At 66.2% G+C, this 23,222-nt stretch carries 23 protein-coding genes; all 23 read left to right on the top strand.

The window, feature by feature from the left end; all coding sequences use genetic code 11:
- The first annotated feature begins 33 nt into the window (after window positions 1-33).
- The 23 genes from acpP to nuoN all read left to right on the top strand — a co-directional run bounded on the left by acpP (window position 34) and on the right by nuoN (window position 22,936).
- Window positions 34-273 carry an acyl carrier protein gene (gene acpP / locus HBF26_RS14485; RefSeq protein ID WP_167023382.1) on the top strand — a complete coding sequence of 80 codons (240 nt, stop codon included), beginning with the start codon at window positions 34-36 and terminating at the stop codon, window positions 271-273.
- Between the two features lie 149 nt (window positions 274-422).
- Entirely contained in the window at window positions 423-1,712 is a 1,290-nt protein-coding gene (gene fabF / locus HBF26_RS14480; RefSeq protein ID WP_167127916.1) for a beta-ketoacyl-ACP synthase II, read from the top strand.
- A gap of 23 nt (window positions 1,713-1,735) precedes the next feature.
- Window positions 1,736-3,082 carry an aminodeoxychorismate synthase component I gene (locus tag HBF26_RS14475; RefSeq protein ID WP_425483001.1) on the top strand — a complete coding sequence of 449 codons (1,347 nt, stop codon included), beginning with the start codon at window positions 1,736-1,738 and terminating at the stop codon, window positions 3,080-3,082.
- On the top strand, window positions 3,079-3,915 hold the full coding sequence (gene pabC, locus HBF26_RS14470; protein WP_167127913.1) for an aminodeoxychorismate lyase: 837 nt from the start codon (window positions 3,079-3,081) through the stop codon (window positions 3,913-3,915). The genes HBF26_RS14475 and pabC overlap by 4 nt, the downstream gene beginning before the upstream one ends.
- A complete protein-coding gene (gene mltG / locus HBF26_RS14465; protein WP_167127910.1) occupies window positions 3,912-4,940 on the top strand; it encodes an endolytic transglycosylase MltG in 1,029 nt (342 codons plus the stop codon). Before pabC ends, mltG begins: the two co-directional genes overlap by 4 nt.
- Window positions 4,931-5,581, top strand: coding sequence for a dTMP kinase (gene tmk / locus HBF26_RS14460; protein WP_167127907.1), 651 nt, complete (start codon window positions 4,931-4,933; stop codon window positions 5,579-5,581). The genes mltG and tmk overlap by 10 nt, the downstream gene beginning before the upstream one ends.
- The gene (gene holB, locus HBF26_RS14455; protein WP_167127904.1) at window positions 5,578-6,513 is read left to right on the top strand and encodes a DNA polymerase III subunit delta'; all 936 of its coding nucleotides are present in this window, start codon (window positions 5,578-5,580) and stop codon (window positions 6,511-6,513) included. The genes tmk and holB overlap by 4 nt, the downstream gene beginning before the upstream one ends.
- Before the next feature lie 94 nt (window positions 6,514-6,607).
- On the top strand, window positions 6,608-7,570 hold the full coding sequence (locus tag HBF26_RS14450; RefSeq protein ID WP_240151360.1) for a PIG-L deacetylase family protein: 963 nt from the start codon (window positions 6,608-6,610) through the stop codon (window positions 7,568-7,570).
- Between the two features lie 36 nt (window positions 7,571-7,606).
- The gene (locus tag HBF26_RS14445) at window positions 7,607-7,966 is read left to right on the top strand and encodes a PilZ domain-containing protein (RefSeq protein ID WP_167127901.1); all 360 of its coding nucleotides are present in this window, start codon (window positions 7,607-7,609) and stop codon (window positions 7,964-7,966) included.
- 277 nt (window positions 7,967-8,243) lie between these two features.
- Window positions 8,244-8,600: an NADH-quinone oxidoreductase subunit A gene (locus tag HBF26_RS14440; protein ID WP_167127898.1), complete on the top strand. Its 357-nt coding sequence runs from the start codon at window positions 8,244-8,246 to the stop codon at window positions 8,598-8,600.
- Window positions 8,591-9,145, top strand: coding sequence for a NuoB/complex I 20 kDa subunit family protein (locus HBF26_RS14435; RefSeq protein ID WP_167127895.1), 555 nt, complete (start codon window positions 8,591-8,593; stop codon window positions 9,143-9,145). The genes HBF26_RS14440 and HBF26_RS14435 overlap by 10 nt, the downstream gene beginning before the upstream one ends.
- Window positions 9,146-9,160: 15 nt before the next feature.
- Window positions 9,161-9,889 carry an NADH-quinone oxidoreductase subunit C gene (locus HBF26_RS14430; RefSeq protein ID WP_167127891.1) on the top strand — a complete coding sequence of 243 codons (729 nt, stop codon included), beginning with the start codon at window positions 9,161-9,163 and terminating at the stop codon, window positions 9,887-9,889.
- 27 nt (window positions 9,890-9,916) lie between these two features.
- Window positions 9,917-11,146, top strand: coding sequence for an NADH-quinone oxidoreductase subunit D (locus HBF26_RS14425; RefSeq protein ID WP_193569916.1), 1,230 nt, complete (start codon window positions 9,917-9,919; stop codon window positions 11,144-11,146).
- A 21-nt stretch (window positions 11,147-11,167) separates the two neighbouring features.
- A complete protein-coding gene (gene nuoE / locus HBF26_RS14420) occupies window positions 11,168-11,695 on the top strand; it encodes an NADH-quinone oxidoreductase subunit NuoE (RefSeq protein WP_167127888.1) in 528 nt (175 codons plus the stop codon).
- Between the two features lie 10 nt (window positions 11,696-11,705).
- Window positions 11,706-13,049 carry an NADH-quinone oxidoreductase subunit NuoF gene (gene nuoF / locus HBF26_RS14415; protein WP_167127885.1) on the top strand — a complete coding sequence of 448 codons (1,344 nt, stop codon included), beginning with the start codon at window positions 11,706-11,708 and terminating at the stop codon, window positions 13,047-13,049.
- Window positions 13,046-15,361 (top strand): NADH-quinone oxidoreductase subunit NuoG, encoded by a 2,316-nt coding sequence (nuoG, locus tag HBF26_RS14410; RefSeq protein ID WP_167127882.1) that lies wholly within the window; start codon window positions 13,046-13,048, stop codon window positions 15,359-15,361. The genes nuoF and nuoG overlap by 4 nt, the downstream gene beginning before the upstream one ends.
- Before the next feature lie 2 nt (window positions 15,362-15,363).
- Window positions 15,364-16,386 (top strand): NADH-quinone oxidoreductase subunit NuoH, encoded by a 1,023-nt coding sequence (gene nuoH / locus HBF26_RS14405; protein ID WP_167127879.1) that lies wholly within the window; start codon window positions 15,364-15,366, stop codon window positions 16,384-16,386.
- A gap of 6 nt (window positions 16,387-16,392) precedes the next feature.
- Entirely contained in the window at window positions 16,393-16,884 is a 492-nt protein-coding gene (gene nuoI / locus HBF26_RS14400; protein WP_167023426.1) for an NADH-quinone oxidoreductase subunit NuoI, read from the top strand.
- A 19-nt stretch (window positions 16,885-16,903) separates the two neighbouring features.
- Window positions 16,904-17,557, top strand: a complete 654-nt coding sequence (locus tag HBF26_RS14395) for an NADH-quinone oxidoreductase subunit J (RefSeq protein ID WP_167127876.1) — start codon at window positions 16,904-16,906, stop codon at window positions 17,555-17,557.
- The gene (gene nuoK / locus HBF26_RS14390) at window positions 17,554-17,859 is read left to right on the top strand and encodes an NADH-quinone oxidoreductase subunit NuoK (RefSeq protein WP_036112219.1); all 306 of its coding nucleotides are present in this window, start codon (window positions 17,554-17,556) and stop codon (window positions 17,857-17,859) included. Before HBF26_RS14395 ends, nuoK begins: the two co-directional genes overlap by 4 nt.
- 4 nt (window positions 17,860-17,863) lie before the next feature.
- Window positions 17,864-19,936 carry an NADH-quinone oxidoreductase subunit L gene (nuoL, locus tag HBF26_RS14385; RefSeq protein WP_167127873.1) on the top strand — a complete coding sequence of 691 codons (2,073 nt, stop codon included), beginning with the start codon at window positions 17,864-17,866 and terminating at the stop codon, window positions 19,934-19,936.
- Between the two features lie 14 nt (window positions 19,937-19,950).
- Window positions 19,951-21,462, top strand: coding sequence for an NADH-quinone oxidoreductase subunit M (locus tag HBF26_RS14380; RefSeq protein WP_167127870.1), 1,512 nt, complete (start codon window positions 19,951-19,953; stop codon window positions 21,460-21,462).
- 13 nt (window positions 21,463-21,475) lie between these two features.
- Window positions 21,476-22,936: an NADH-quinone oxidoreductase subunit NuoN gene (gene nuoN, locus HBF26_RS14375; RefSeq protein ID WP_167127867.1), complete on the top strand. Its 1,461-nt coding sequence runs from the start codon at window positions 21,476-21,478 to the stop codon at window positions 22,934-22,936.
- Window positions 22,937-23,222 lie beyond the last annotated feature (286 nt).

Genomic DNA, 23,222 nt, shown 5'->3' with positions numbered 1-23,222 from the left:
CCGCCGGATTTTCCCTCGGGAGGTAAAGGCAACATGAGCAGCATCGAAGAGCGCGTCAAGAAGATCGTCGTTGAGCAGCTGGGCGTCAAGGAAGATGAAGTGACCGCGAACGCGTCGTTCGTTGACGATCTGGGCGCCGATTCGCTGGATACGGTCGAGCTCGTGATGGCCCTCGAAGAAGAGTTCGAGTGCGAGATTCCTGACGAGGAAGCCGAAAAGATCACGACGGTCCAGCAGGCGGTCGATTACGTCAAGGCTCACGTCAAGGCCTGATCGAGCGTGCTGGTTGTCGATCGGAGGCGCCGCCTCCCGTCGATCTCCGAGCGACACGGAAGCTGCGCCGTCATGGCGCAGTTTTCGTTTGCGTGTAACGCAACCTGCGCCCGCGTATGGTTGCGCGGACAAGTGAAGGATGAGAACGCATGAGTAAGCGACGTGTGGTAGTGACCGGTATGGGCATCGTCTCGCCGGTCGGCAACGATCTCGCCACCGCGTGGAAGAATGTCGTCGAGGGCAACAGCGGCATCGGCCCCGTCAGCGAATTCGACGCCAGCGCCTACGCGACGAAAATCGCGGGCGAAGTGCGCGGCTTCGATCCGGTGGAAGCTTATTTCGCCGGCTCCGACGCGGACGACGACGAGAAGCGCGCCATCGGCAAGGACTTTAAGCGGATGGATCCGTTCATCCACTACGGCATCGTCGCGGGTACGCATGCGTTCCGTCAGTCGGGTCTGAAAATCACCGACGAGAACGCCGGCCGCGTCGGCATCGCCGCGGGCGCAGGCATCGGCGGTCTGCACACCATCGAGGCCACGGCGCTCGAACTGCGCGACAAGGGTCCGCGCAAGGTCTCGCCGTTCTACGTGCCCAGCTCCATCATCAACATGGTGGCCGGCAACCTGTCGATCTACCACGGCATGAAGGGCCCGAACATCGCCCTGGTGTCGGCGTGCACCACGGCCGCGCACAACATCGGCATGGCCATGCGCCTCATCCAGTACGGCGACGCCGATGCGATGCTGGCCGGTGGCGCCGAGTTCGCCACCACGCCGACGGCGATGGCGGGTTTCTGCTCGGCCAAGGCCATGTCCACGCGCAACGACGATCCCACGCACGCCAGCCGTCCGTGGGACACCGGCCGCGACGGCTTCCTGCTGTCGAACGGCGCCGGCATGCTCATGCTCGAGGAATACGAGTTTGCGAAGGCGCGTGGCGCCAACATCCTGGCCGAGCTGATCGGCTTCGGCATGAGCGGCGACGCTTACCACATCACCGCGCCCAGCGGCGACGGTGCCGAACTGGCCATGCGCAATGCACTGCACGACGCCGGCCTGAAGGCGGAAGACGTGCAGTACGTGAACGCGCACGGCACGTCCACGCCGGTCGGCGACCTCGGCGAAGCCAAGGCCATCCGCAATGTGTTCGGCGAGCATGCCACGCAGAAGGGCAAGTTCGCGGTGAGCTCCACGAAGTCCGTCACCGGCCATCTGCTCGGTGCGGCGGGCGGGGTCGAGGCGATCTTCTCGATCCTCGCCATCCGCGACGGCATCATGCCGCCGACGATGAACCTCGAGAACGTCGATCCGGAAGTCGAGGCCCTCGGCATGGACCTGGTACCGAACAAGGCGGAGAAGGCCGATATCCAGGTCGTCATGTCGAATTCGTTCGGCTTCGGCGGCACCAACGGCACGCTCGTCTTCCGTCGCGCCTGATGGCGCGAACGGGCTCTTAGGCGTTGGCTTTCGTCACGCGAACCCTGGCCGGCCGGCGCGATCTCCTCGCGCCGGCCGCGTCGTATCCGGAGCGTTATGCCGCACTGCTGGCCAGCGCCGTCTCGGGAACCCCGCAGGCACGCTTCGACATCCTGCTTGTGGCGGGTGACGCGTCGCTGACCCTGTCGGCGGATGGCGTTACCCGAAACGAACACGGCGACGCGTTGCAGGGCACGTTCCTCGACGTGCTCGATGCTGCATGGGCTGCGCACCGGCGCCCACGTGTCGACGACGGCCTTCCGTTCCATGGCGGATGGGTCGTCTACCTCGCCTACGAACTGGTCGGCCAGATCGAGCCGAGCCTGGCTCTTCCGGCGTCCGGCGGTGCCATGCCCGTGGCATTCGCACTGCGCACACCGGCCGCGGCGATCGTCGACCACCTCGAACAACGCACGATCCTGGTCGCGGAAGAGGGCGCGGAGGCGTGGCTGGACACGCTGGCCGCCGATCTCGGGGCCGTCATGCCCGAAGAGACCCTCGCGCTGCCGCTCGCGGTCGACGAAGACGATCCGTCTCGCTTCCTCGACGGTGTGCGTCGCGTGCAAGAACACCTGCATGCGGGCGACGTCTTCCAGGTGAACCTGTCGCGCCGCTGGACGGCGCGCTTCGCCGAGGCCCCTGCGCCCGCCATCCTCATGCGCGAATTGCGCGCCGCGAACCCGGCACCTTTCGCCGGCTTGCTGCAACGCCCGGGCTGGGCGGTGGTGAGCTCGTCGCCCGAACGGCTGGTGGCATCCCGCGACGGCGTTCTGCAGACGCGGCCGATCGCGGGCACGCGACCGCGCATCACGGGCGACGACGATGCTGCGCGCGTCCGCGAGCTCGTCGGTCATCCGAAGGAGCGCGCGGAGCATGTGATGCTGATCGACCTCGAGCGCAACGACCTCGGCCGCGTCTGTGTTCCGGGCAGCGTGGCCGTCGACGAATTCATGGTGGTCGAGAGCTATGCGCACGTGCATCACATCGTGTCCAACGTGCGCGGCCGTGCACGCGAAGGCACGACGCCGGGCCAGGTGATCGCCGCCACGTTCCCGGGGGGAACCATCACCGGGTGTCCGAAGGTGCGCTGCATGGAGATCATCGGCGCGCTGGAGCGCGAGGCTCGCGGTGCGTACACGGGGGCGCTTGGCTATCTCGACGACAACGGCGACATGGATCTCAATATCCTCATTCGCACCTTGTCCGTCGAAGGCACGCAGGTCTCGTTGCGCGCGGGGGCGGGCATCGTCACCGATTCGGTTCCCGAGCGCGAGCTGGAGGAAACGCGGGCCAAGGCGCGCGGCCTGCTTCGCGTGTTCGGGCTGGCATGACGCCGCGCACCTCCGTCGATTTCCTCGACGCGGACCGCGTGTCCGTGTCCGATCGCGGCTTCACCTATGGCGACGGCCTGTTCGAAACCGTGCGCGTCGTGCATGGGCGGGCGCCGCTGTGGCCGCGTCATGCCGCAAGGCTGGCCAGCGGTTGCGGGCGCCTGCGTATTCCGCCGCCGGACATGGCGGCCGTGCTCGGCGAAGTGCTGCGCCTGTCCGCCGGCCTCGACGATGCCGTGGCTCGCATTACGCTCACTCGTGGCGCCGGCGCGCGAGGCTATGCGCCGCCGCCCGCACCGCGGCCGACGCTCGTCGTCACAGTGTCTCCGCTGACGCTCGATCCGTCGGCAGGCAGGGAGGGCGTCGCCGTGCGCCTTTGCGCCACCCGGCTGGCCGTCCAGCCGTTGCTCGCGGGCATGAAGCACCTCAACCGTCTCGAACAGGTCATGGCGCGTGGCGAATGGGACGACCCGGCGATCGCCGAGGGTCTGATGCTCGACGCCGACGGCCACCTTGTCAGCGCCACCGCCGCCAATCTCTTCGTCGTGTTCGACGGCCGGTTGGCGACGCCGCACGTCGATCGCTGCGGCGTGGCCGGTGTGGCGAGGGCGGAAGTGATGGCCGTGCGCGACGTGGAGCAGGTCCGACTGAACCTGGGTCGACTCATGGCGGCCGACGAGGTCTTCCTCACGTCGGCCGTTCGCGGCATCCTCCCCGTTCGGGTTTTCGCGACCCGTTCGTGGCAGCCCGGCCCCGTCATCCGTGCCCTGCAGGCGCATTGGCGTGACATCGGCTTGCCTTCGCCCGCAAGTTCCAAGGACTCCGATCGATGAAAATACGCGGCATCGCCCTGTGGCGGGCCATTCTGCTGACGGTGCTGGTGGCGGCGATCGCCGCGGGCACCTGGCTGTGGTTCGACTGGGCGCGGTTCGCGGGCACGCCGCTCGCCATCCCAGCGGCGGGGCAGAGCATCGACGTGGCGCGCGGTGCCTCGTTCAAGGACATCGTGCACGATCTGCGCGCGCGGAAGGTCACGCACGCATCGCCGCTCTACTGGCGCGTTCTTGCGATGGAGATGCGTGCCTCGGGCCGGCTGCACGCGGGCGAATACGCCCTGCGTCCGGGCATGACGCCCCGCAATCTCATCGCCGACATGGCGGCGGGCAAGGTCATGCAGCGTCATTTCACCATCGTCGACGGCTGGACGGTCGCCGACCTGCGCAAGGCGCTGGCCGCCGTGGATACGCTGACGCACGACACCGCGGGCGAGGACGATGCCGAACTGATGAAAAGCCTCGGTGCGGAGGGCGACCATCCGGAAGGCCGATTCCTGCCGGAGACCTATGCGTACGTGAAGGGCGACAAGGATTCGAGCATCCTGAAGCGTGCCTATGCCGCCATGAAAAAAACCCTCGACGCAGCCTGGAACTCCCGGGCGCCTGATCTGCCGCTCGCCACGCCCTACGAGGCGCTTATCCTCGCTTCCATCGTGGAGAAGGAAACGGGCAGGGCGGACGAGCGTCCGCGCATCGCGGGCGTGTTCGTTCGCCGCCTTCGCCTGCGCATGCTGCTGCAGACCGATCCCACCGTGATCTACGGCATGGGCGCGACGTATGCCGGCAATATCCGCCGCAGCGACCTCACCGCCGACAATCCTTACAATACGTACACTCGGGTTGGCCTCCCTCCGACGCCCATCGCCCTGCCGGGGCGTGCGGCCATCGAGGCGGCGCTGCATCCGGCGGATGGCAAGGAGCTGTATTTCGTCGCCCGGGGCGACGGCAGCCACGTCTTCTCGTCGACCCTGGAAGAACACAACCGGGCCGTGGCCTGTTACCAGTTGAAGCGATGTCAGTGACGAGTATCCAGCGCGGCCGGTTCATCACCCTCGAAGGCGGCGAAGGCGCCGGCAAGACCACCTTGCTGCGGGGTCTCGAAGCGCACCTGCGCAGCCACGGCATCGACCTCGTGGTCACGCGGGAACCCGGCGGCACCGAGGTCGGCGAGGCCGTGCGCGCCCTCGTGCTCGACGCCGCGAACAACGCGCTCTGCGCGGAGGCCGAGCTCCTGCTCATGTTCGCGTCGCGGGCACAGCACGTTCGCCAGGTGATCGAGCCCGCGCTGGCCGCGGGCCGCTGGGTGCTCTGCGACCGCTTCACCGACGCCAGCTATGCCTACCAGGGTGGCGGCCGTGGCCAGCCGGTCGAGCGCATTGCCGAACTGGAACGATGGGCGGCGGAAGGCTTGCGGCCTGACGTCACGCTGTTGCTCGATCTTCCGGTCAGCGATGGCCGCGCGCGCGCGGCCGGGCGGGGCGAGGCCGACCGTATCGAGGCGGAGGCCGATGCCTTCTTCGAACGTGTGCGCGACACCTATCGCTCGCGTGCGGCCCACGAGCCGTCGCGCTTCCGCCTGCTCGACGCCACGGCGTCGAAGGGCGAGGTGCTGGCGCAGGCCGTCGCCGGCGTTTCCGGTCTCATTGCCGGGAGCGCGCGATGAGCCGTTGGCCCTGGCACGAGGACGCCTGGGCGCGCCTGCAGGCCCGGCGCGAGCGGGACGCGCTTCCGCATGCGCTGTTGCTTGCCGGGCCCGCGGGCCTCGGCAAGCGCGATTTCCTGGCGGCCTTCGTCAAGGGTCTGCTCTGCCAGCAGCCTGTGGCCGGCGAGGCCTGTGGCACCTGCCGCGCCTGCCAGCTGGTGGAGGCCGGCACGCACCCCGACCTCATCACCCTGTCGTTTGGGTTGCGCAAAGACGGCGTCACCCGCAGCGAGATCGTGGTCGACCAGGTTCGCGACCTCTCGCAAAGACTGTCGATGGCCAGTCAGTTCGGCGGCTGGCAGGTCGTGACGATCGATCCCGCCGATGCGATGAACGCCGCCGCCGCGAATGCGCTGCTGAAAACGCTCGAAGAACCGACCCCCTCGACGCTGCTCGTGCTCGTCGCCGACCAGCCGGCGCGGCTACCTGCGACCATTCGCAGCCGCTGCCAGCGCATCGACTTCCTGGTGCCGCCGCGCGACGTGGCACTCGACTGGCTGCGCGCGCAAGGCGTGGCCGACGCGCCGGCTGCGCTGGACGCCGCCGGAGGCAACCCCGGCATGGCCAGGGCATGGGCGGCCGACGGGGCACTGAAACAGCGCGGCGAGGTCCGCCACGACCTGAAGGCACTGGCCGCGGGCCGGGGCGACGCCATGGAAGTCGTCAAGCGCTGGCAGGCTGCGGATCCGGCAAGATACCTGTGGTTCGCCGCTCAGGCGGCCACCGACGAGCTGCGCGCGCGCGCAGCCGGCACGCCGCAGCCGCTGGAGAGCCAGCTCGACGACGAAGCCCTGGACAGCTGGTACGGCAAGGCCAACCGGGCGCGGGACGCCTTGCGCGGCCCGCTGCGTGCCGATCTCGTCCTGCTCGAAGTCCTGGCGGCCTGGCGATAGTGGGACTTCCCACCCCAGTCGACGTCCTTGACGCGCTCTTATCGTGGCTTCGGTCTTAATCGAGCCGACGTTTCGATCCTCCCTGGAGCAGTCCTTGTCACGCCACCCGGTTATCGACGGCAGCACCCGTCTTCTCGTCGTCGCGCCCCATCCCGACGACGAGTCGCTTGCTGCGGGCATGCTCATCCAGCGTACGCTGGCCGCGGGGGGCAGGGCAGACGTCCTCCTGCTGACCGACGGCGACGACAATCCCTGGCCGCAGCGCTGGCTCGAGCGGCGGCTGGTCATCGGTGCCGAGGCGCGCGCCCGCTGGGGCCGCCGGCGTCGCGGCGAAGTGACCGCCGCCCTGGCGCGTCTCGGCGTCGGAGCCGACCACCTCCACGCGCTGGGCTGGCACGACATGGAGGTCACCACGCAGCTGCGCCAGCACCATGCGGAAGCCGTGGCCTCGGTACGCCGGGTGCTGGACCGGGTGCGCCCGACCCTCGTGGTCATTCCCGACCTGGGGGACGCCCATCCCGATCATGGCTCGGCCCACGTGCTGGCCCGGCTGGCCCTGGCGGCCGCAGGGTCGATGGCCGACGTGCTCACCTACATGGTGCACGGCACGGAGCGCTCGGCGCCGGAAGACCTCCTCGTGCCGGACCTCGATCCGGAGCGCCAGGCGACGAAGGTGTGCGCCGTGCTGGAGCACGCGACCCAGATGGCCCTCAGCCGGAAACGGCTGCTCCGCGTGGCTTCGCGGCCGGAGCGCTTCGATCGCCCCGCGCCCGCACCGGTCACCGGCGCCCTGCGCCTGCCATGGCGCCCGGGGCCGCTGGTCCGCGCCCGCCTGCGCGTGGTTCTGGCCGACGGCAACGGCGTGCTGGTCTGGCCGTGGCGGAAGGCGCCCCTGGAGCGTGTGGGCGGGGAATGGATCCTGCCGCTCCGGGACGTTCCCGGTCCGGCCTTCGCGAAGCTGACCGCCGACCTGTCCACGCCCTGGATCTACGACCACTACGGCTGGGCCGGGCAGGATCCCGAGCCGGTCGGACTTGTGGCACGGCCGGTGGGGTAGCTAGCATGGCTGTCAATACAGGGAATCCTTAAGTCCATGACCGCCACCGTCTCCTCGCCGCGCCAGGGCATTCTTTCGCTGAAGATCAAGGACGTGAATTCCCTGTACATCTCGTACATGCCCTACCTGAAGACCGGCGGGCTGTTCGCGCCCACGGCGCAGCGCTACAGCCTGGGCGACGAAGTGGCCCTCCTGGTCACCCTCATCGACGAGAACGAACGGCTCTCCGTCGCCGGCAAGGTGGTGTGGATCACGCCCGTGGGGGCGCAGGGCAACCGCACGGCCGGCGTGGGCGTCCAGTTCAACGAATCGCCGGAAAGCGAGGCTGCGCGCCAACGCATCGAGGGCCTGCTGGCGGGCACTCTCTCGTCCGAGCGTCCGACCCAGACGATGTAACCTGCGGGCGCGGCATCGCGCCGCCTGTGGCGAATGCGCCATCGCAAGGCAGTTTCCGCTCATTAAGACTTGTCGGCATACCTGCACGCACTGGTACAATAGATCGGTTCCCCAACGTGAGATTGTGGATATCCGGAGTCGTTGGCGCGTCCGTCGCGCCGGCTCGGAGCGGTCCATTTGGATCGATTCGAAAAAGCTCCGGCCGACACTAGCCGGACCGCTCGTCCCCGCCGACGGTCACTGATGCGCCCAGCGAGGCGCGGAGGTACGCAGCATCGTGCTTGCCCAATACTGGCCCGTCCTGTTGTTCATCGCCGTCGCAGTCGGCCTTGGCATCGCCCTCCTGGTGATCGGCATGCTCGCCGGTCCGAAGCGCCCCGACGCCGAGAAACTCGCGCCGTACGAGTGCGGCTTCGAAGCGTTCGAGGACGCGCGCATGAAGTTCGACGTGCGCTACTACCTCATCGCCATCCTCTTCATCATCTTCGACCTCGAAATCGCCTTCCTTTTCCCGTGGGCGGTGGTGTTCGACAAGATCGGCGCGATCGCCCTCGTCGAAATGGCGCTGTTCCTCGCGCTGCTGGTGGTCGGTTTCGCTTACGTCTGGAAGAAGGGAGCGCTCGAATGGGAGTGATGACCAGCCTCGACCGGGTGATGCACAACCCGGAGCCGCTCAACCTCGTCGACGACATCATTCGTCCGAACGGCGATCCGCCGGCGGTGAATCGCGGTTTCGGCGTCACCAGCATCGACGCGCTCATGAACTGGGCACGCACCGGTTCCATGTGGCCGATGACCTTCGGCCTCGCCTGCTGCGCCGTCGAGATGATGCACGCGGGTGCCGCGCGCCTCGACCTCGACCGCTACGGCGTCATCTTCCGTCCCAGCCCGCGCCAGTCCGACGTGATGATCGTGGCCGGCACGCTGGTGAACAAGATGGCCCCGGCGCTGCGCAAGGTCTACGACCAGATGCCGGACCCGAAGTGGGTCATCTCCATGGGGTCCTGCGCCAACGGCGGCGGGTACTACCACTATTCCTATTCGGTCGTGCGTGGTTGCGATCGCATCGTTCCGGTCGACATCTACGTGCCGGGTTGCCCGCCGACGGCCGAAGCGCTGATCCACGGCATCCTGCAGTTGCAGAAGAAGATCCGCCGCACCCACACGATCGCGCGTTAACAGGGCCAGGGCATCATGAGCGTTATCAACGAGACCTCGCTGGTCGAACGGCTCGCCGCGCGCTTCGGCGACATGCTGAGCGTGAAAGTCCAGCGCAACGAAGTCACCGCGGAGGTGGCTCCGCGCGACCTCATCGCCGTCGCCACCGCGCTGCGCGATGAGGCCGGTTTCCGCTTCGGCACCATCATCGACGTCTGCGGCATCGACTACCTGGGTTACGGCAAGGCCGAATGGGACACCGACACCGCGCAGGGCGAAAGCTTCTCGCGCGGCGTCGAAGGCCAGGCCATGGGCCGCTTCACCTGGGAGGAGCGCCCGCGCCAGGTCGAGCAGCAGCGCCGCTTCGCCGCCGTGATCCATCTGCTGTCGATCGAACTCAACCAGCGCATCCGCCTGCGCGTGCCCTGCGAGGACGACGCGTTCCCGGTCGTGCCGTCGATCACGCCGATCTGGCCGGGCGCCGACTGGTTCGAGCGCGAGGCATTCGACCTCTTCGGCATCATTTTCGAGGGTCACCCCGACCTGCGCCGCATCCTCACCGATTACGGCTTCGTGGGTCATCCGTTCCGCAAGGACTTCCCGCTCATCGGCAACGTCGAGGTTCGCTACGACCCCGAGCAGAAGCGCGTGGTGTACGAACCGGTATCGATCGAGCCGCGCGTGCTGGTGCCGCGCACGATCCGCAACGACGCCGACCTCGATCAGGCCAGGGCGGAGTCCGCCGACCACTGGCGGGAGAACTAAGCCGTGGAAGAAATTCGCAATTACACGATGAACTTCGGTCCGCAGCATCCCGCTGCGCACGGCGTGCTGCGCCTCGTGCTGGAAATGGACGGCGAGACCATCGTCCGCGCCGATCCGCACGTGGGCCTGCTGCACCGTGGTACCGAGAAGCTGGCCGAGTCGAAGCCGTTCAACCAGTCCATCGGTTACATGGACCGCCTCGACTACGTGTCGATGATGTGCAACGAGCACGCCTATGTGCGCGCCATCGAGAACCTCATGGGGATCGAGGCGCCCATCCGCGCGCAGTACATCCGCACGATGTTCGACGAGATCACGCGCATCCTGAACCACCTCATGTGGATCGGCTCCAACGCGCTCGACCTCGGCGCCATGGCCGTCTTCCTTTACGCGTTCCGTGAGCGCGAGGAACTGATGGACGTGTACGAGGCGGTGTCGGGTGCGCGCATGCACGCCACGTACTACCGCCCGGGTGGCGTCTACCGCGACCTGCCCGAGCAGATGTCGAAGTACCGCGAGTCGCCGTGGCACAAGGGTGGCGACCTGAAGCGCCTGAATGCCTGGCGCGAAGGTTCGATGCTGGACTACCTCACGGAGTTCACCAACGACTTCCCGGCGCGCGTCGACGAATACGAAGCGCTGCTTACCAATAACCGCATCTGGAAGCAGCGCACCGTCGGCATCGGCATCGTCTCGCCGGAGCAGGCGCAGGCGTGGGGCATGACCGGCGCGATGCTGCGCGGCTCGGGCATCGCCTGGGACCTGCGCAAGAAGCAGCCGTACGCGGCTTATGCCGACATGGATTTCGACATCCCCGTGGGCGTAAACGGTGACTGCTACGACCGTTACCTCGTGCGCGTGGAAGAAATGCGCCAGTCCAACCGCATCATCCAGCAGTGCGTGGCGTGGCTGAAGGCCAACCCGGGCCCCGTGATGCTGCGCAACTACAAGGTCGCGCCGCCCAGTCGTGAAGAAATGAAAAACGACATGGAAGCCCTGATCCACCACTTCAAGCTGTTCACCGAAGGCTACGGCGTGCCCGCGGGCGAAACCTATGCCGCGGTGGAAGCGCCCAAGGGTGAATTCGGCTGCTACCTCGTATCCGACGGTGCCAACAAGCCGTTCCGCGTGCACCTGCGCGCGCCGGGCTTCGCGCATCTGTCCTCGATCGACGCCATCGTGAAGGGCCACATGCTCGCCGACGTCGTCGCGATGATCGGCACCTACGATCTCGTCTTCGGCGAAGTCGACCGCTAAGTCGACGGAGTGAACTGAACCATGAAAGCCACCGGTCATTTCGAGCAGGTCAAGGACGTCGATCCCCTCGTCGTGCTCAACGATCACACCCGCGCCCACATCGACCACTGGGTGTCCAAGTTCCCGCCGGATCGCAAGCGTTCCGCGCTGATCCAGTCGCTCATGGGCGCGCAGGAGCAGAACCAGGGTTACCTCACCGACGAGCTGATCACGGCGGTGGCCAAGTACCTGGACCTGCCGGCGATCTGGGCCTATGAGGTCGCCAGCTTCTACTCGATGTTCGAGACCACGCCCGTCGGTCGCAACAACGTCGCCATCTGCACGAACATTTCCTGCTGGCTCAATGGTGCCGAGGGCATCGTGCGCCATTGCGAGAAGAAACTCGGCATCAAGACCGGCGAGAGCACGGCCGACGGCCGCGTTTACCTCAAGCAGGAAGAGGAATGCCTGGCCGCATGCGCCGGCGCGCCGATGATGGTCGTCAACGGTCACTACCACGAGAAGCTGACGCCCGAAGCGGTCGACGCGATCCTCGACGGTCTGAAGTGAGGTAAGGGCAATGGCTAGCACCACCGGTCCGGTCGGACCCGCACCGCAGGAACACCAGGTCGTCTACACGACCCTGCACTTCGAAAAGCCCTGGGCCCTCGAAAGCTACGAGAAGGTCGACGGCTACAAGGCCTGGCGCAAGATCCTCGCCGAGAAGCCCGATCCGGCCGCGCTGATCGAAGAGATCAAGAAGAGCGCGCTGCGCGGTCGCGGCGGCGCCGGCTTCCCCACGGGTCTCAAGTGGTCCTTCATGCCGCGCACCGCGCCGGGGCAGAAGTACATCCTGTGCAATTCGGACGAGTCCGAGCCGGGTACCTGCAAGGACCGCGACATCCTGCGCTTCAACCCGCATGCCGTCATCGAAGGCCTGGCGATCGCCTGCTACTGCACCGGCTCCACGGTGGCCTACAACTACCTGCGCGGCGAGTTCCACCACGAGCCGTTCGAGCACATCGAGGAAGCCCTGAAGGAAGCCTATGCGGCCGGCCTGCTGGGTAAGGACATCGGCGGCTCGGGCATCGACGTCGACATCTACAACGCCCTGGGCGCCGGCGCGTACATCTGCGGCGAAGAAACGGCGCTGATGGAGTCGCTGGAAGGCAAGAAGGGCCAGCCGCGCTTCAAGCCGCCGTTCCCGGCCGGCTTCGGTCTGTACGGCCGTCCCACCACGATCAACAACACCGAAACCTATGCGTCGGTGCCGGCGATCCTGCGCAATGGCGCGGAGTGGTTCCTCAACATCGGCAAGCCGAACAACGGCGGGCCGAAGATCTTCTCCGTGTCCGGCCATGTGAACAACCCGGGCAACTTCGAGATCAAGCTGGGCACCTCGTTCGCCGACCTGCTGCAGATGGCCGGCGGCGTGCGCAACGGCAACAAGCTGAAAGCGGTGATCCCAGGCGGTTCCTCGATGAAGGTGCTGCCGGCCGAGAAGATCATGGAATGCACCATGGACTACGACTCGCTGCAGAAGGCGGGTTCGGGCCTCGGTTCCGGTGCCGTGATCGTAATGGACGAGACCACCTGCATGGTCCGCGCCTGCCATCGCATCTCGCGCTTCTACATGGCGGAGTCGTGCGGCCAGTGCACCCCGTGCCGCGAAGGCACCGGCTGGATGTACCGCGTGCTGTCGCGCATCGTCGAGGGGAAGGGCACGGAAGACGACCTGCATCGCCTTAAGGCCGTCGCCGGCCAGATCGAAGGCCACACCATCTGCGCCTTCGGCGAAGCCGCCGCGTGGCCGGTGCAGGGCTTCCTGTTCCACTTCTGGCACGAATTCGAATACTACGTGAAGCACGGCCGCTCGATCGTTGACGGCCCGGCTGACACGGTCACCACTGGAGTCGCTGCATGAGTGCGCAGCCCGTAGCCAATGCCGCGCCGGACCTCGTCAATATCGAGATCGACGGCGTACCGGTGCAGGTAGCCAAGGGGTCGATGATCATCCAGGCGGCCGATGCCGTCGGTATTCCCATCCCGCGCTTCTGCTACCACCGCAAGCTCCCGATCGCCGCCAACTGCCGCATGTGCCTGGTGGAAATCGAGAAGATGCCGAAGCCGGCGCCGGCCTGCGCCACGCCGGTGGGCGAGGGCATGAAGGTCTTCACGCGTTCCGACAAGGCGCTCAAGTCGCAGCGCAACGTGATGGAGTTCCTGCTCATCAACCATCCGCTCGACTGCCCCATCTGCGACCAGGGCGGCGAGTGCGAACTGCAGGACGTCTCGCTCGGCTACGGCCGGTCGGTGTCGCGCTTCACCGAGCGCAAGCGCACGGTGGCCGACGAGAACCTCGGCCCGCTGATCGCCACGGAGATGACCCGCTGCATCCAGTGCACGCGCTGCGTCCGCTTCACCAGCGAGATCGCCGGCACGTATGAACTGGGCGGCATGAGCCGCGGCGAAAACCTCGAGATCGGCACCTACATCGGCAAGACGATCGAAAGCGAACTGTCGGGCAACATCATCGACGTGTGCCCGGTCGGTGCGCTCACGAACAAGCCGTTCCAGTTCCAGGCCCGTGCCTGGGAACTGATCGCGCGCCCGTCCATCGCCTACCACGATGCGCTGGGCTCCAACCTGTGGATGCACACCCGTCGCGGCGAAGTGCTGCGCAACGTGCCGCGCGACAACGAAACCATCAACGAGTGCTGGCTCTCCGATCGCGACCGCTACAGCCACCAGGGCCTGTATGCCGCCGATCGCGTGAAGGCGCCGATGGTGAAGCGCAACGGCCAGTGGTCCGCCACCACGTGGGACGACGCGCTTTCCGTCGCCCGCGAGGCGCTGAAGAGCGTGGCCGGCTCCGACCTCGGCGTGCTCGTCCATGGCGCCACGTCGAACGAGGAGGGCGAACTGCTCGTCCGTCTCGCGCGCGGCCTGGGCAGTGCGCACATCGATCACCGCCTGCGTCAGCTCGATTTCGCCGACAACGCGTTCGCCAAGCCGTTCGCCTCGACCATCGCGTCGTTCCAGACGGTGAATGCCGCGCTGCTGGTCGGTTCCGACCTGCGCCACGAGGTGCCGCTGCTCAACCATCGCCTGCGTCAGGCGGTGAAGAAGGGCGCGAAGGTGTACGCCGTCAATCCGGCGCACTTCAACTTCAACTACCCGCTGGCCGGCGAATCGGTTGCCGCGCCGCACGCGCTGGTCAACGAGCTCCTCGTGCTGGCCAAGGCCGCCGGCGAGAACGGCGCCGCGGTGCCCGAGGCCCTGGCCTCGGCGCTGCAGGGTGTCGAAACCACCGACGCGCATCGCGAAGCCTTCAAGGCGCTGTCCGGCGAAGGTGCGGTGGTCGTGTTCGGTCACGCCGCCGCCACGCATCCGGAAGCGTCCTGGCTGCGTGCGCTGGCCCGCTTCATCGCACAGGCCTCCGGTGCCGCGTTCAACGAGATCCCCGTGGGCGCGAACGCCCTGGGCCTGTCGTCTGTGGGCGTGCTGCCCAGCGCCGGCGGTCTCGATGCGCGCGCCATGCTGGCGCAGCCGCGCAAGGGTTACGTGCTCTACAACGTGGAGCCGCCGCACGACTTCGCCGACGGTGCCCTCGCGCTCCAGGCGATGCACTCGGCGCAGACCGTGGTGGCCTTCGCGGCCTTCGCCAGCGATGCCCTGAGGGATTCGGCGGATGTGATCCTGCCGATCGGCCTCACGCCGGAGATCGACGCCACGCTGGTGAACGTCGAGGGCAACGCCCAGACGGTGCTCGCCGGTGCCAAGGCGCCGGGCGAAGCGCGTCAGGGCTGGAAGGTGCTGCGTGCCCTCGGCGGCGCGCTGGACCTGCCGGGCTTCGAGTTCGACGATCTCGCCGGTCTGCGTGACGGCCTCACCGAGCGCGCCTCGGAGACCCGCCAGCAGCTCGCGCAGCGCGGGGCGGCGGTGTCCTTCTCGCGCCTCGCCACCACGCCGATCTACCGCGGCGACGCGGTGCTTCGCCGCGCCGGGGCGCTGAACGCGCATCCGCTTAACCGTCCGGCCGCGGTGCGTGTCAACGCCGACGATGCCGGCACGCTCGGCCTCGCCAACGGCGGCAACGCCCGCATCGGTGACGCCGTGTTGCCGGTGGCGATCGACCCGTCGGTGCCGAAGGGCGCCGTCTGGATCGAGGCCGCGCATTCCGAAACCGCCATGCTGCCCCCGTACGGCGCGGCCATCACCCTGAGCAAGGCATGACCATGGCCGATCAACTCATCCATCACTTGTTGATCCCCGTACTGTTCATCTTGGCGATCCTGCTGCCGCTGATCATCTCGGTAGCGATGTTCGTGTACTGGGAGCGCAAGGTCATCGGCTGGATGCACGTGCGCATGGGGCCGAACAAGATCGGTCCCCTCGGCATGCTGCAGGCCTTCGCCGACGTGGTGAAGCTGCTGCTGAAGGAAGTGATCCTTCCGACCAACGCGAACAAGTTCCTGTACTACCTCGCGCCGATGCTGGCCCTGGTGCCCGCCATGGCGGCCTGGGCGGTGGTGCCGTTCGGTCCGGAGACTGTGCTCGCGAACGTGAACGCGGGCGTGCTCTACCTGCTCGCGATGACCTCGATGGGCGTGTACGGCATCATCCTCGCCGGCTGGTCGTCGAACTCGCGCTACGCGATGCTCGGCGCCATGCGCGCGGCGGCGCAGGTCATCTCGTACGAACTGGCGATGGGCATGTCCATCGTGTGCGTGCTGGTGCTCACGGGAAGCCTGAACCTCACCGCGATCGTCAACGCGCAGAGCGGCAACTTCTTCGACTGGTTCTGGCTGCCGCTGCTGCCGGTATTCGTCATCTACTTCGTCTCGGGCGTGGCGGAAACCAACCGTGCGCCGTTCGACGTGGCCGAAGGCGAATCCGAAATCGTGGCCGGCTTCCACGTGGAGTACTCCGGTTCCGCGTTCGCCATCTTCTTCCTGGCCGAATACGCCAACATGATCCTGGTGAGCTTCCTTGCCTCGATCCTGTTCATGGGCGGCTGGCTGTCGCCGTTCCCCGAGTCCTGGGGCTTCATCGGCCACGGCGGCTTCCACTGGCTGTTCATCAAGGCCTTCTTCTTCGCCTTCCTGTTCCTGTGGTTCCGCGCCAGCTTCCCGCGCTACCGCTATGACCAGATCATGCGCCTCGGCTGGAAGGTCTTCATTCCCATCACCATCGTCTGGGTCCTCGTCGCCGGCTGCATGAAGTACTTCGGCTGGGTCCACCTCGGCACGGGAGCCTAACAAGCCATGACCCGCGTAACCCAATACTTCAAGAGCCTGTTGCTCATCGAGCTGTTCCAGGGCATGGCGCTGACCATGCGCTACATGTTCAAGCCCAAGTACACGATGCGCTACCCGATGGAGCACATCCCCAAGTCCAACCGCTTCCGCGGCCTGCACGCCCTGCGCCGTTATGCCAACGGCGAAGAGCGCTGCATCGCGTGCAAGCTGTGCGAGGCGGTGTGCCCGGCGCTGGCGATCACGATCGACTCGGCTCCGCGCGCCGAAGACGGTCAGCGCCGCACCACGCGCTATGACATCGACCTGTTCAAGTGCATCTTCTGCGGCTTCTGCGAAGAGAGCTGCCCGGTGGATTCCATCGTGGAGACGCACGTGCACGAGTACCACATGGAACATCGTGGCGAGAACGTGGTGACGAAGGCCCAGCTGCTGGCCATCGGCGACCGCTTCGAGCAGGACATCGCCGCCGCCCGCGCTCAGGACGCGGCGTACCGCTGAGCGCCCAAGAGACCATGCGATGAATACCGACCTGCTTCAACTCATCTGTTTCTACTTCTTCGGTGCCGTGGCCGTCATCGGCGGGCTGATGGTCATCAGCGTGAAGAACTCGGTGCATGCCGTGCTTTCGCTGGTGCTGACCTTCTTCAGCATGGCCTGCGTATGGCTGCTGGCCGAGGCGGAGTTCCTCGCCATCGCCCTCGTGGTCGTCTACGTGGGCGCGGTGATGGTGCTGTTCCTCTTCGTGGTGATGATGCTCGACATCAAGCAGGAGGTGGTCCGCGAGGGCTTCATCCGCTACCTGCCGGTGGGCATCGTCGTGGCCGTGGTCATGCTGGCGGAAATGCTGGCGATGATCGGCGTAAAGGCCATGCACGCGCACACGCTCGGACCGAACCCGGCCGGCGATTCCAACGTGGCGTGGCTGGGTCAGGCGCTCTATACGGAATTCCTGCTGCCGTTCGAGATCGCCGCGCTGATCCTCACCGTGGGTATCGTGGCCGCCGTGGCGCTCACCCTGCGCCAGCGCGCCGGCGTCCGCCACCAGTCCGCGGCGCAGCAGGTGGCCGTGCACGCCGCCGATCGCGTCCGCGTCGTGAAGGTCGCCGTGGAACGCCCGGCATCGGTGAACCCGGCTCCGGTCGTCGTGCCCCCGCAGGAGAACGCCCCGTGATCACGCTTTCCCATTACATCGTGCTCGGCGCGATCCTGTTCTGCATCGCCGTCGCCGGCCTGTTCATCAACCGCAAGAACGTGATCGTGCTGCTCATGGCGATCGAGCTGATGCTCCTCGCGGTGAACACCAACTTCGTGGCCTTCTCGCGCTTCTTCGGCGACGTGGGCGGCCAGGTGTTCGTGTTCTTCATCCTCACCGTGGCCGCGGCGGAATCCGCCATCGGCCTGGCGATCCTGGTCCTGCTGTTCCGTAACCGCAGCACGATCAACGTCGCCGAAATCGACAGCATGAAGGGTTGATCCGATGAGTCTCTCGCTTTCAATCCTGCTGACGATCGCTCTGGCGCCGCTGGTGGGCTCGATCCTGGCCGGCCTGTTCGGCAAGGTGATCGGCCGGGCAGGGGCGCACACCGCGACCATCCTCGGCGTGGCGATCGCCTGTGGCCTGTCGTTCTATGTGCTCTACCAGCTCGTCTGGGGCGGTGCGCAGAACTTCAACCAGGACGTCTACACCTGGTTCGAGATCGGCCGCTTCCACGCCTCCGTGGGCTTCATGGTCGACCGCCTCACCGCCATGATGATGGTGGTGGTCACCTTCGTGTCGCTGCTGGTGCACCTGTACACCATCGGCTACATGGCGGACGACCCGGGTTACCAGCGGTTCTTCAGCTACATCTCGCTGTTCACCTTCTCGATGTTGATGCTCGTCATGAGCAACAACTTCATGCAGCTGTTCTTCGGCTGGGAAGCGGTGGGCCTCGTGTCGTACCTGCTGATCGGTTTCTGGTACAAGCGCCCGACGGCCATCTTCGCCAACCTCAAGGCCTTCCTGGTCAACCGCGTGGGCGACTTCGGCTTCCTGCTCGGCATTTCGGCGATCCTGTACTTCCTGGGCACGCTGGACTACCAGACCGCGTTCAACCATGCGCCGGAACTGGTCGGCAAGACTTTGCAGATCACGCAGAACCACGCGTGGGATGCGGCCACGGTGATCGGCGTGCTGCTGTTCATCGGCGCCATGGGCAAGTCGGCGCAGGTGCCGTTGCACGTGTGGCTGCCGGATTCGATGGAAGGCCCGACGCCCATCTCGGCGCTGATCCACGCGGCCACCATGGTGACCGCGGGCATCTTCATGGTCGCCCGCATGTCGCCGCTGTTCGAGCTGACCGACGCCGCGCTCTCGTTCATCCTCGTGATCGGTTCCACCACGGCGCTGTTCACGGGCCTGATCGGCATCGTGCAGAACGACATCAAGCGAGTGATCGCGTATTCCACGCTGTCGCAGCTCGGCTACATGACCGTGGCGCTGGGCGTCTCCGCCTATAACGGCGCCGTGTTCCACCTGATGACCCACGCCTTCTTCAAGGCGCTGCTCTTCCTCGGTGCGGGCTCGGTCATCATCGGCATGCACCACGAACAGGACATGCGTTACATGGGTGGCCTGCGCAAGTACATGCCGGTGACCTGGATCACGATGTGGATCGGTTCGCTGGCACTCGCCGGCACGCCGTTCTTCGCAGGCTTCTATTCGAAGGACGCCATCATCGAGGCCGTGGGCGAGTCGCATCGCTGGGGCGCCGGCTATGCGTACTTCTGCGTGCTCGCGGGCGTGTTCGTCACCTCGCTGTACAGCTTCCGCCTGCTCTACATGACCTTCCACGGCAAGGAACGCTTCACCGTGGCGCACGGTCACGGTCACGCGCACGCGGCCCATGCCAAGCACGACCAGCCGCACGACGAAGACCACGCCGACACGCACAAGGAAGACGCACACCACACGCCGGGCGTGCTCGAGCACGCGCCGCACGAGTCGCCGTGGGTGGTGACGGTACCGCTGGTGCTGCTCGCCATCCCGTCGATCGCCATCGGTTTCCTCACCGTCGGCCCGATGCTCTTCGGCGACTGGTTCGGCAAGGCGATCCATGTGAACGAGGCCAACAACGTCCTGGGCGAGCTGGCGCACGAGTTCCACGGCGCCCTGGCCATGGGCCTGCACGGCTTCACCGCCGCGCCGTTCTGGCTGGCCTTCGCGGGCTTCGCCGTGGCGACCTACGTGTACCTGTTCAATCCGTCCGTGGCCGACAAGGCGAAGAGCGCGCTCAAGCCCGTCTACGAAGTGCTCAACCACAAGTACTGGATCGACGAACTCTACTTTGCGGTGTTCGCCAAGGGTGGCGTGAAGCTGGGTGAAGGCCTGTCGAAGGTGGGCGACGCCGCCATCATCGACGGCGCCATCGTCAACGGCTCGGCCAGCCTCGTGCAGCGCATCGCCGGCGGCGCCCGCCGCCTGCAATCCGGATTCCTCTTCCACTACGCGTTCGCCATGATCCTCGGTCTGATCCTGCTCCTCGGCGGGTACTGGCTGATCGGGCAATAAGGGAAACGAGCTCTATGTCGAATCACTTGCTCAGCCTGCTGATCTGGCTCCCGGTCGTCGGCGCCATTCCGGTGCTGCTCGCCGGCGCCGGCCGGCCCGGCCTCGCCCGATGGATCTCGCTGCTGGTGGCGGTTGCCACCTTCGCGGCCAGCCTTGCCCTCCTGCCTGCCTACGATGCCGCCACCGGCACGCTCCAGCTCGGCGAATCGCTCAGCTGGATCCCGTCGCTCGGCATCAACTACTCGCTGGCCGTCGACGGTATCTCGGTGGCCCTGATCATCCTCACGACCTTCGTCCAGATCCTTGTGATCGTGGGCGCGTGGGAAATCATCCAGAACAAGCCGCACCAGTACATGGCCGCGATGCTCGTGCTGGAAGGCCTGATGATCGGCGTGTTCTGCGCCACGGACGCGTTGCTGTTCTACGTGTTCTTCGAGGCCATGCTGATCCCGATGTTCATCCTCATCGGTATCTGGGGCGGTCCGCGCCGTGTGTACGCCACGCTGAAGTTCTTCATCTACACGTTCTTCGGCTCGATCTTCATGCTGGTCGGCCTGATCTACCTGTATCACAAGACCGGCGGCAGCTTCGCCATCGCCGACATGGCCAACGTGCACCTGACGCTGACCGAGCAGGCCTGGCTGTTCTTCGCCTTCCTGCTGGGTTTCGCCATCAAGGTGCCGATGGTGCCGGTGCACACCTGGCTGCCCGACGCCCACGTGGAAGCGCCCACCGGCGGTTCGGTGGTGCTGGCGGCGGTGATGCTGAAGATCGGTGGCTACGGCTTCCTGCGCTTCAGCCTGCCGATCACGCCGGACGCCTCGCATGAGTTCGCCTGGCTGGTCATCGTGCTCAGCCTCATCGCGGTCTGCTACATCGGCTACATCGCGCTGGTGCAGCAGGACATGAAGAAGCTGGTGGCCTATTCGTCGATCGCCCACATGGGCTTCGTGACGCTGGGCATCTTCATCGCCTTCCTGCTCGTTCGCGACAGCAATAACCCGGATGCCGCCCGCCTGGGTATGCAGGGCGCCATGGTGCAGATGATCTCGCACGGCTTCATCTCCGGCGCGATGTTTACCTGCATCGGCGTGCTCTACGACCGCATGCACACACGCCAGATCAAGGACTACGGCGGCGTCATCAACGTCATGCCGATCTTCGCGCCGTTCTATGTGCTGTTCGCCATGGCCAACAGCGGTCTGCCGGGTACCAGCGGTTTCGTGGGCGAGTTCATGGTCATCCTGGCCTCGTTCAGCGCCAACCCCTGGATCGCCCTGTTCGGCGCCTTCACGCTGATCATCGGTGCCGCCTACACGCTGTGGATGGTGAAGCGCGTGCTCTGGGGCGACATCAAGAACAAGCACGTGGCGGAACTGAAGGACGTCAACGGTCGCGAGATCTTCGTGCTTAGCGCCTTCGCGGCCGGCGTGCTGGTTCTCGGCATCTGGCCCGAGCCGCTGGTCCACCTGATGGATGCGTCGGTCGCTCGTATCGTCGAGCAGCTGGCCATCACCAAAGTCTGAGCGGGAACTATCCATGCCGAGTATCAACGACATCCTGATCCTGCTCCCCGAGGCATACCTCGTGGTGGCGGCTTGCGTGCTGCTCCTTCTGGATGCGTACCTGAAGCCGGCCCAGAAGGGCATCGTCCATTGGCTTTCCATCGTGGTGCTGCTGGTCGGTGCCTACCTCGTCGTCGACGGGCAGCCCGCCACGCCGGTCACGGCCTTCAGCGGCATGTTCGTGCGTGACGGCGTGTCCGAAGTGCTGAAGCTGTTCTCGCTGCTGATCATGGCGGTGATCTTCGTCTACGCGCGTCCTTACCTGAAGGAGAGGGCGATCCCGTTCGGCGAGTTCTACACGCTGTCGATCTTCGCCACCGTGGGCATCATGTTCCTGGTAGCCGCCGGCAGCCTGGTCACGGTGTACCTGGGCCTCGAACTGCTCACGCTGTCGTCGTATGCGCTGGTCGCGCTGAACCGCGATTCGCAGCTGTCGTCGGAAGCCGCGATCAAGTACTTCGTGCTGGGCGCGCTGGCCTCGGGCATGCTGCTGTATGGCATGTCGATGGTCTACGGCGCCACGCACAGCCTCGACCTGCACACGATCCATGCCGCCATCGTCGGCACGGAGTGGAAGACGCTGCTGCTGTTCGGCCTCGTCTTCATGATCGTGGGCATTGGCTTCAAGCTGGGTGCCGCGCCGTTCCACATGTGGATTCCGGACGTCTACCAGGGCTCGCCGACCGCCGTCACCGTGTTCATCGGTTCGGCGCAGAAGCTGGCGGCCTTCGGCATGGCCTATCGCCTGCTGTCCACCGGCATGGGCGACATCGCCGGCGGTGCGACGGGCCTGGCCCCGCAGTGGCAGATGATGCTGGCCGTGCTGGCGGTACTCTCGCTCGCCATCGGTAACCTCGTCGCCATCGTGCAGTCGAACCTCAAGCGTCTGCTGGCCTATTCGACCATCTCGCACATGGGCTATCTGCTGGTGGGCCTCGTGAATGCCGGGCCGGAAGGCTATTCGGCCTCGATGTTCTACGCGGTGAGCTACGCGCTCACCAGTGCCGCGGCCTTCGGCATGATCCTGGTGCTGTCCCGCTCGGGCTTCGAGTGCGAGGAGATCGACGACCTGCGCGGCCTGAACCAGCGGTCGCCGTGGTTCGCCTTCCTGATGCTGCTGGTGATGTTCTCGCTGGCCGGCGTACCGCCGCTGTTCGGCTTCTTCGGCAAGCTGCTGGTGCTGAAGGCCGCCATCGACGCGGGCATGCTGTGGCTGGCCATCGTCGGCGCGGTGTTCGCCATCATCGGCCTCTACTACTACCTGCGCGTGGTGAAGGTGATGTACTTCGACACGCCGGTGGAAGGCAAGGACGTTCAGGCGCGTTCCGATGCGCCGGCCCGTTGGGTGCTGTCGATCAACGCGCTCGCGCTGCTGGTGCTCGGCTTCACCTGGGCCCCGTTGCTGGCCTGGTGCCAGAGGGCATTCGCGGGCTGATCCCGCGGAAAACACGAAGCGAAGAGGGCGCCGGTCATTCCGGCGCCCTTTTTTGTGCCCGTCGCCCCGTCGCACGCCGGGGCCCAGCGCCCCAGTCGTCCTGCGCTTCATAGCGCCGCCTACGGTATCGGATAACTCGCTGACGCGAGTTCATGTCTTATGCGGCTTCGCCGCCGCAGTTGTGTCGCGTGTTCGCTTCGCAGGGTGGGCTCGCCTGTTCGGCCTCGCATCGGCGCTCGTACGTGGTCGGGAAGCCGGCAGCCGTCGCCCTCGCCGCGAAGACTTA

Source organism: Luteibacter jiangsuensis (assembly GCF_011742555.1).
GTDB classification, from domain to species: domain Bacteria; phylum Pseudomonadota; class Gammaproteobacteria; order Xanthomonadales; family Rhodanobacteraceae; genus Luteibacter; species Luteibacter jiangsuensis.
The sequence above is the reverse complement of the archived record's forward strand: the minus strand, read 5'-3'. Positions and strand labels throughout refer to the sequence as shown.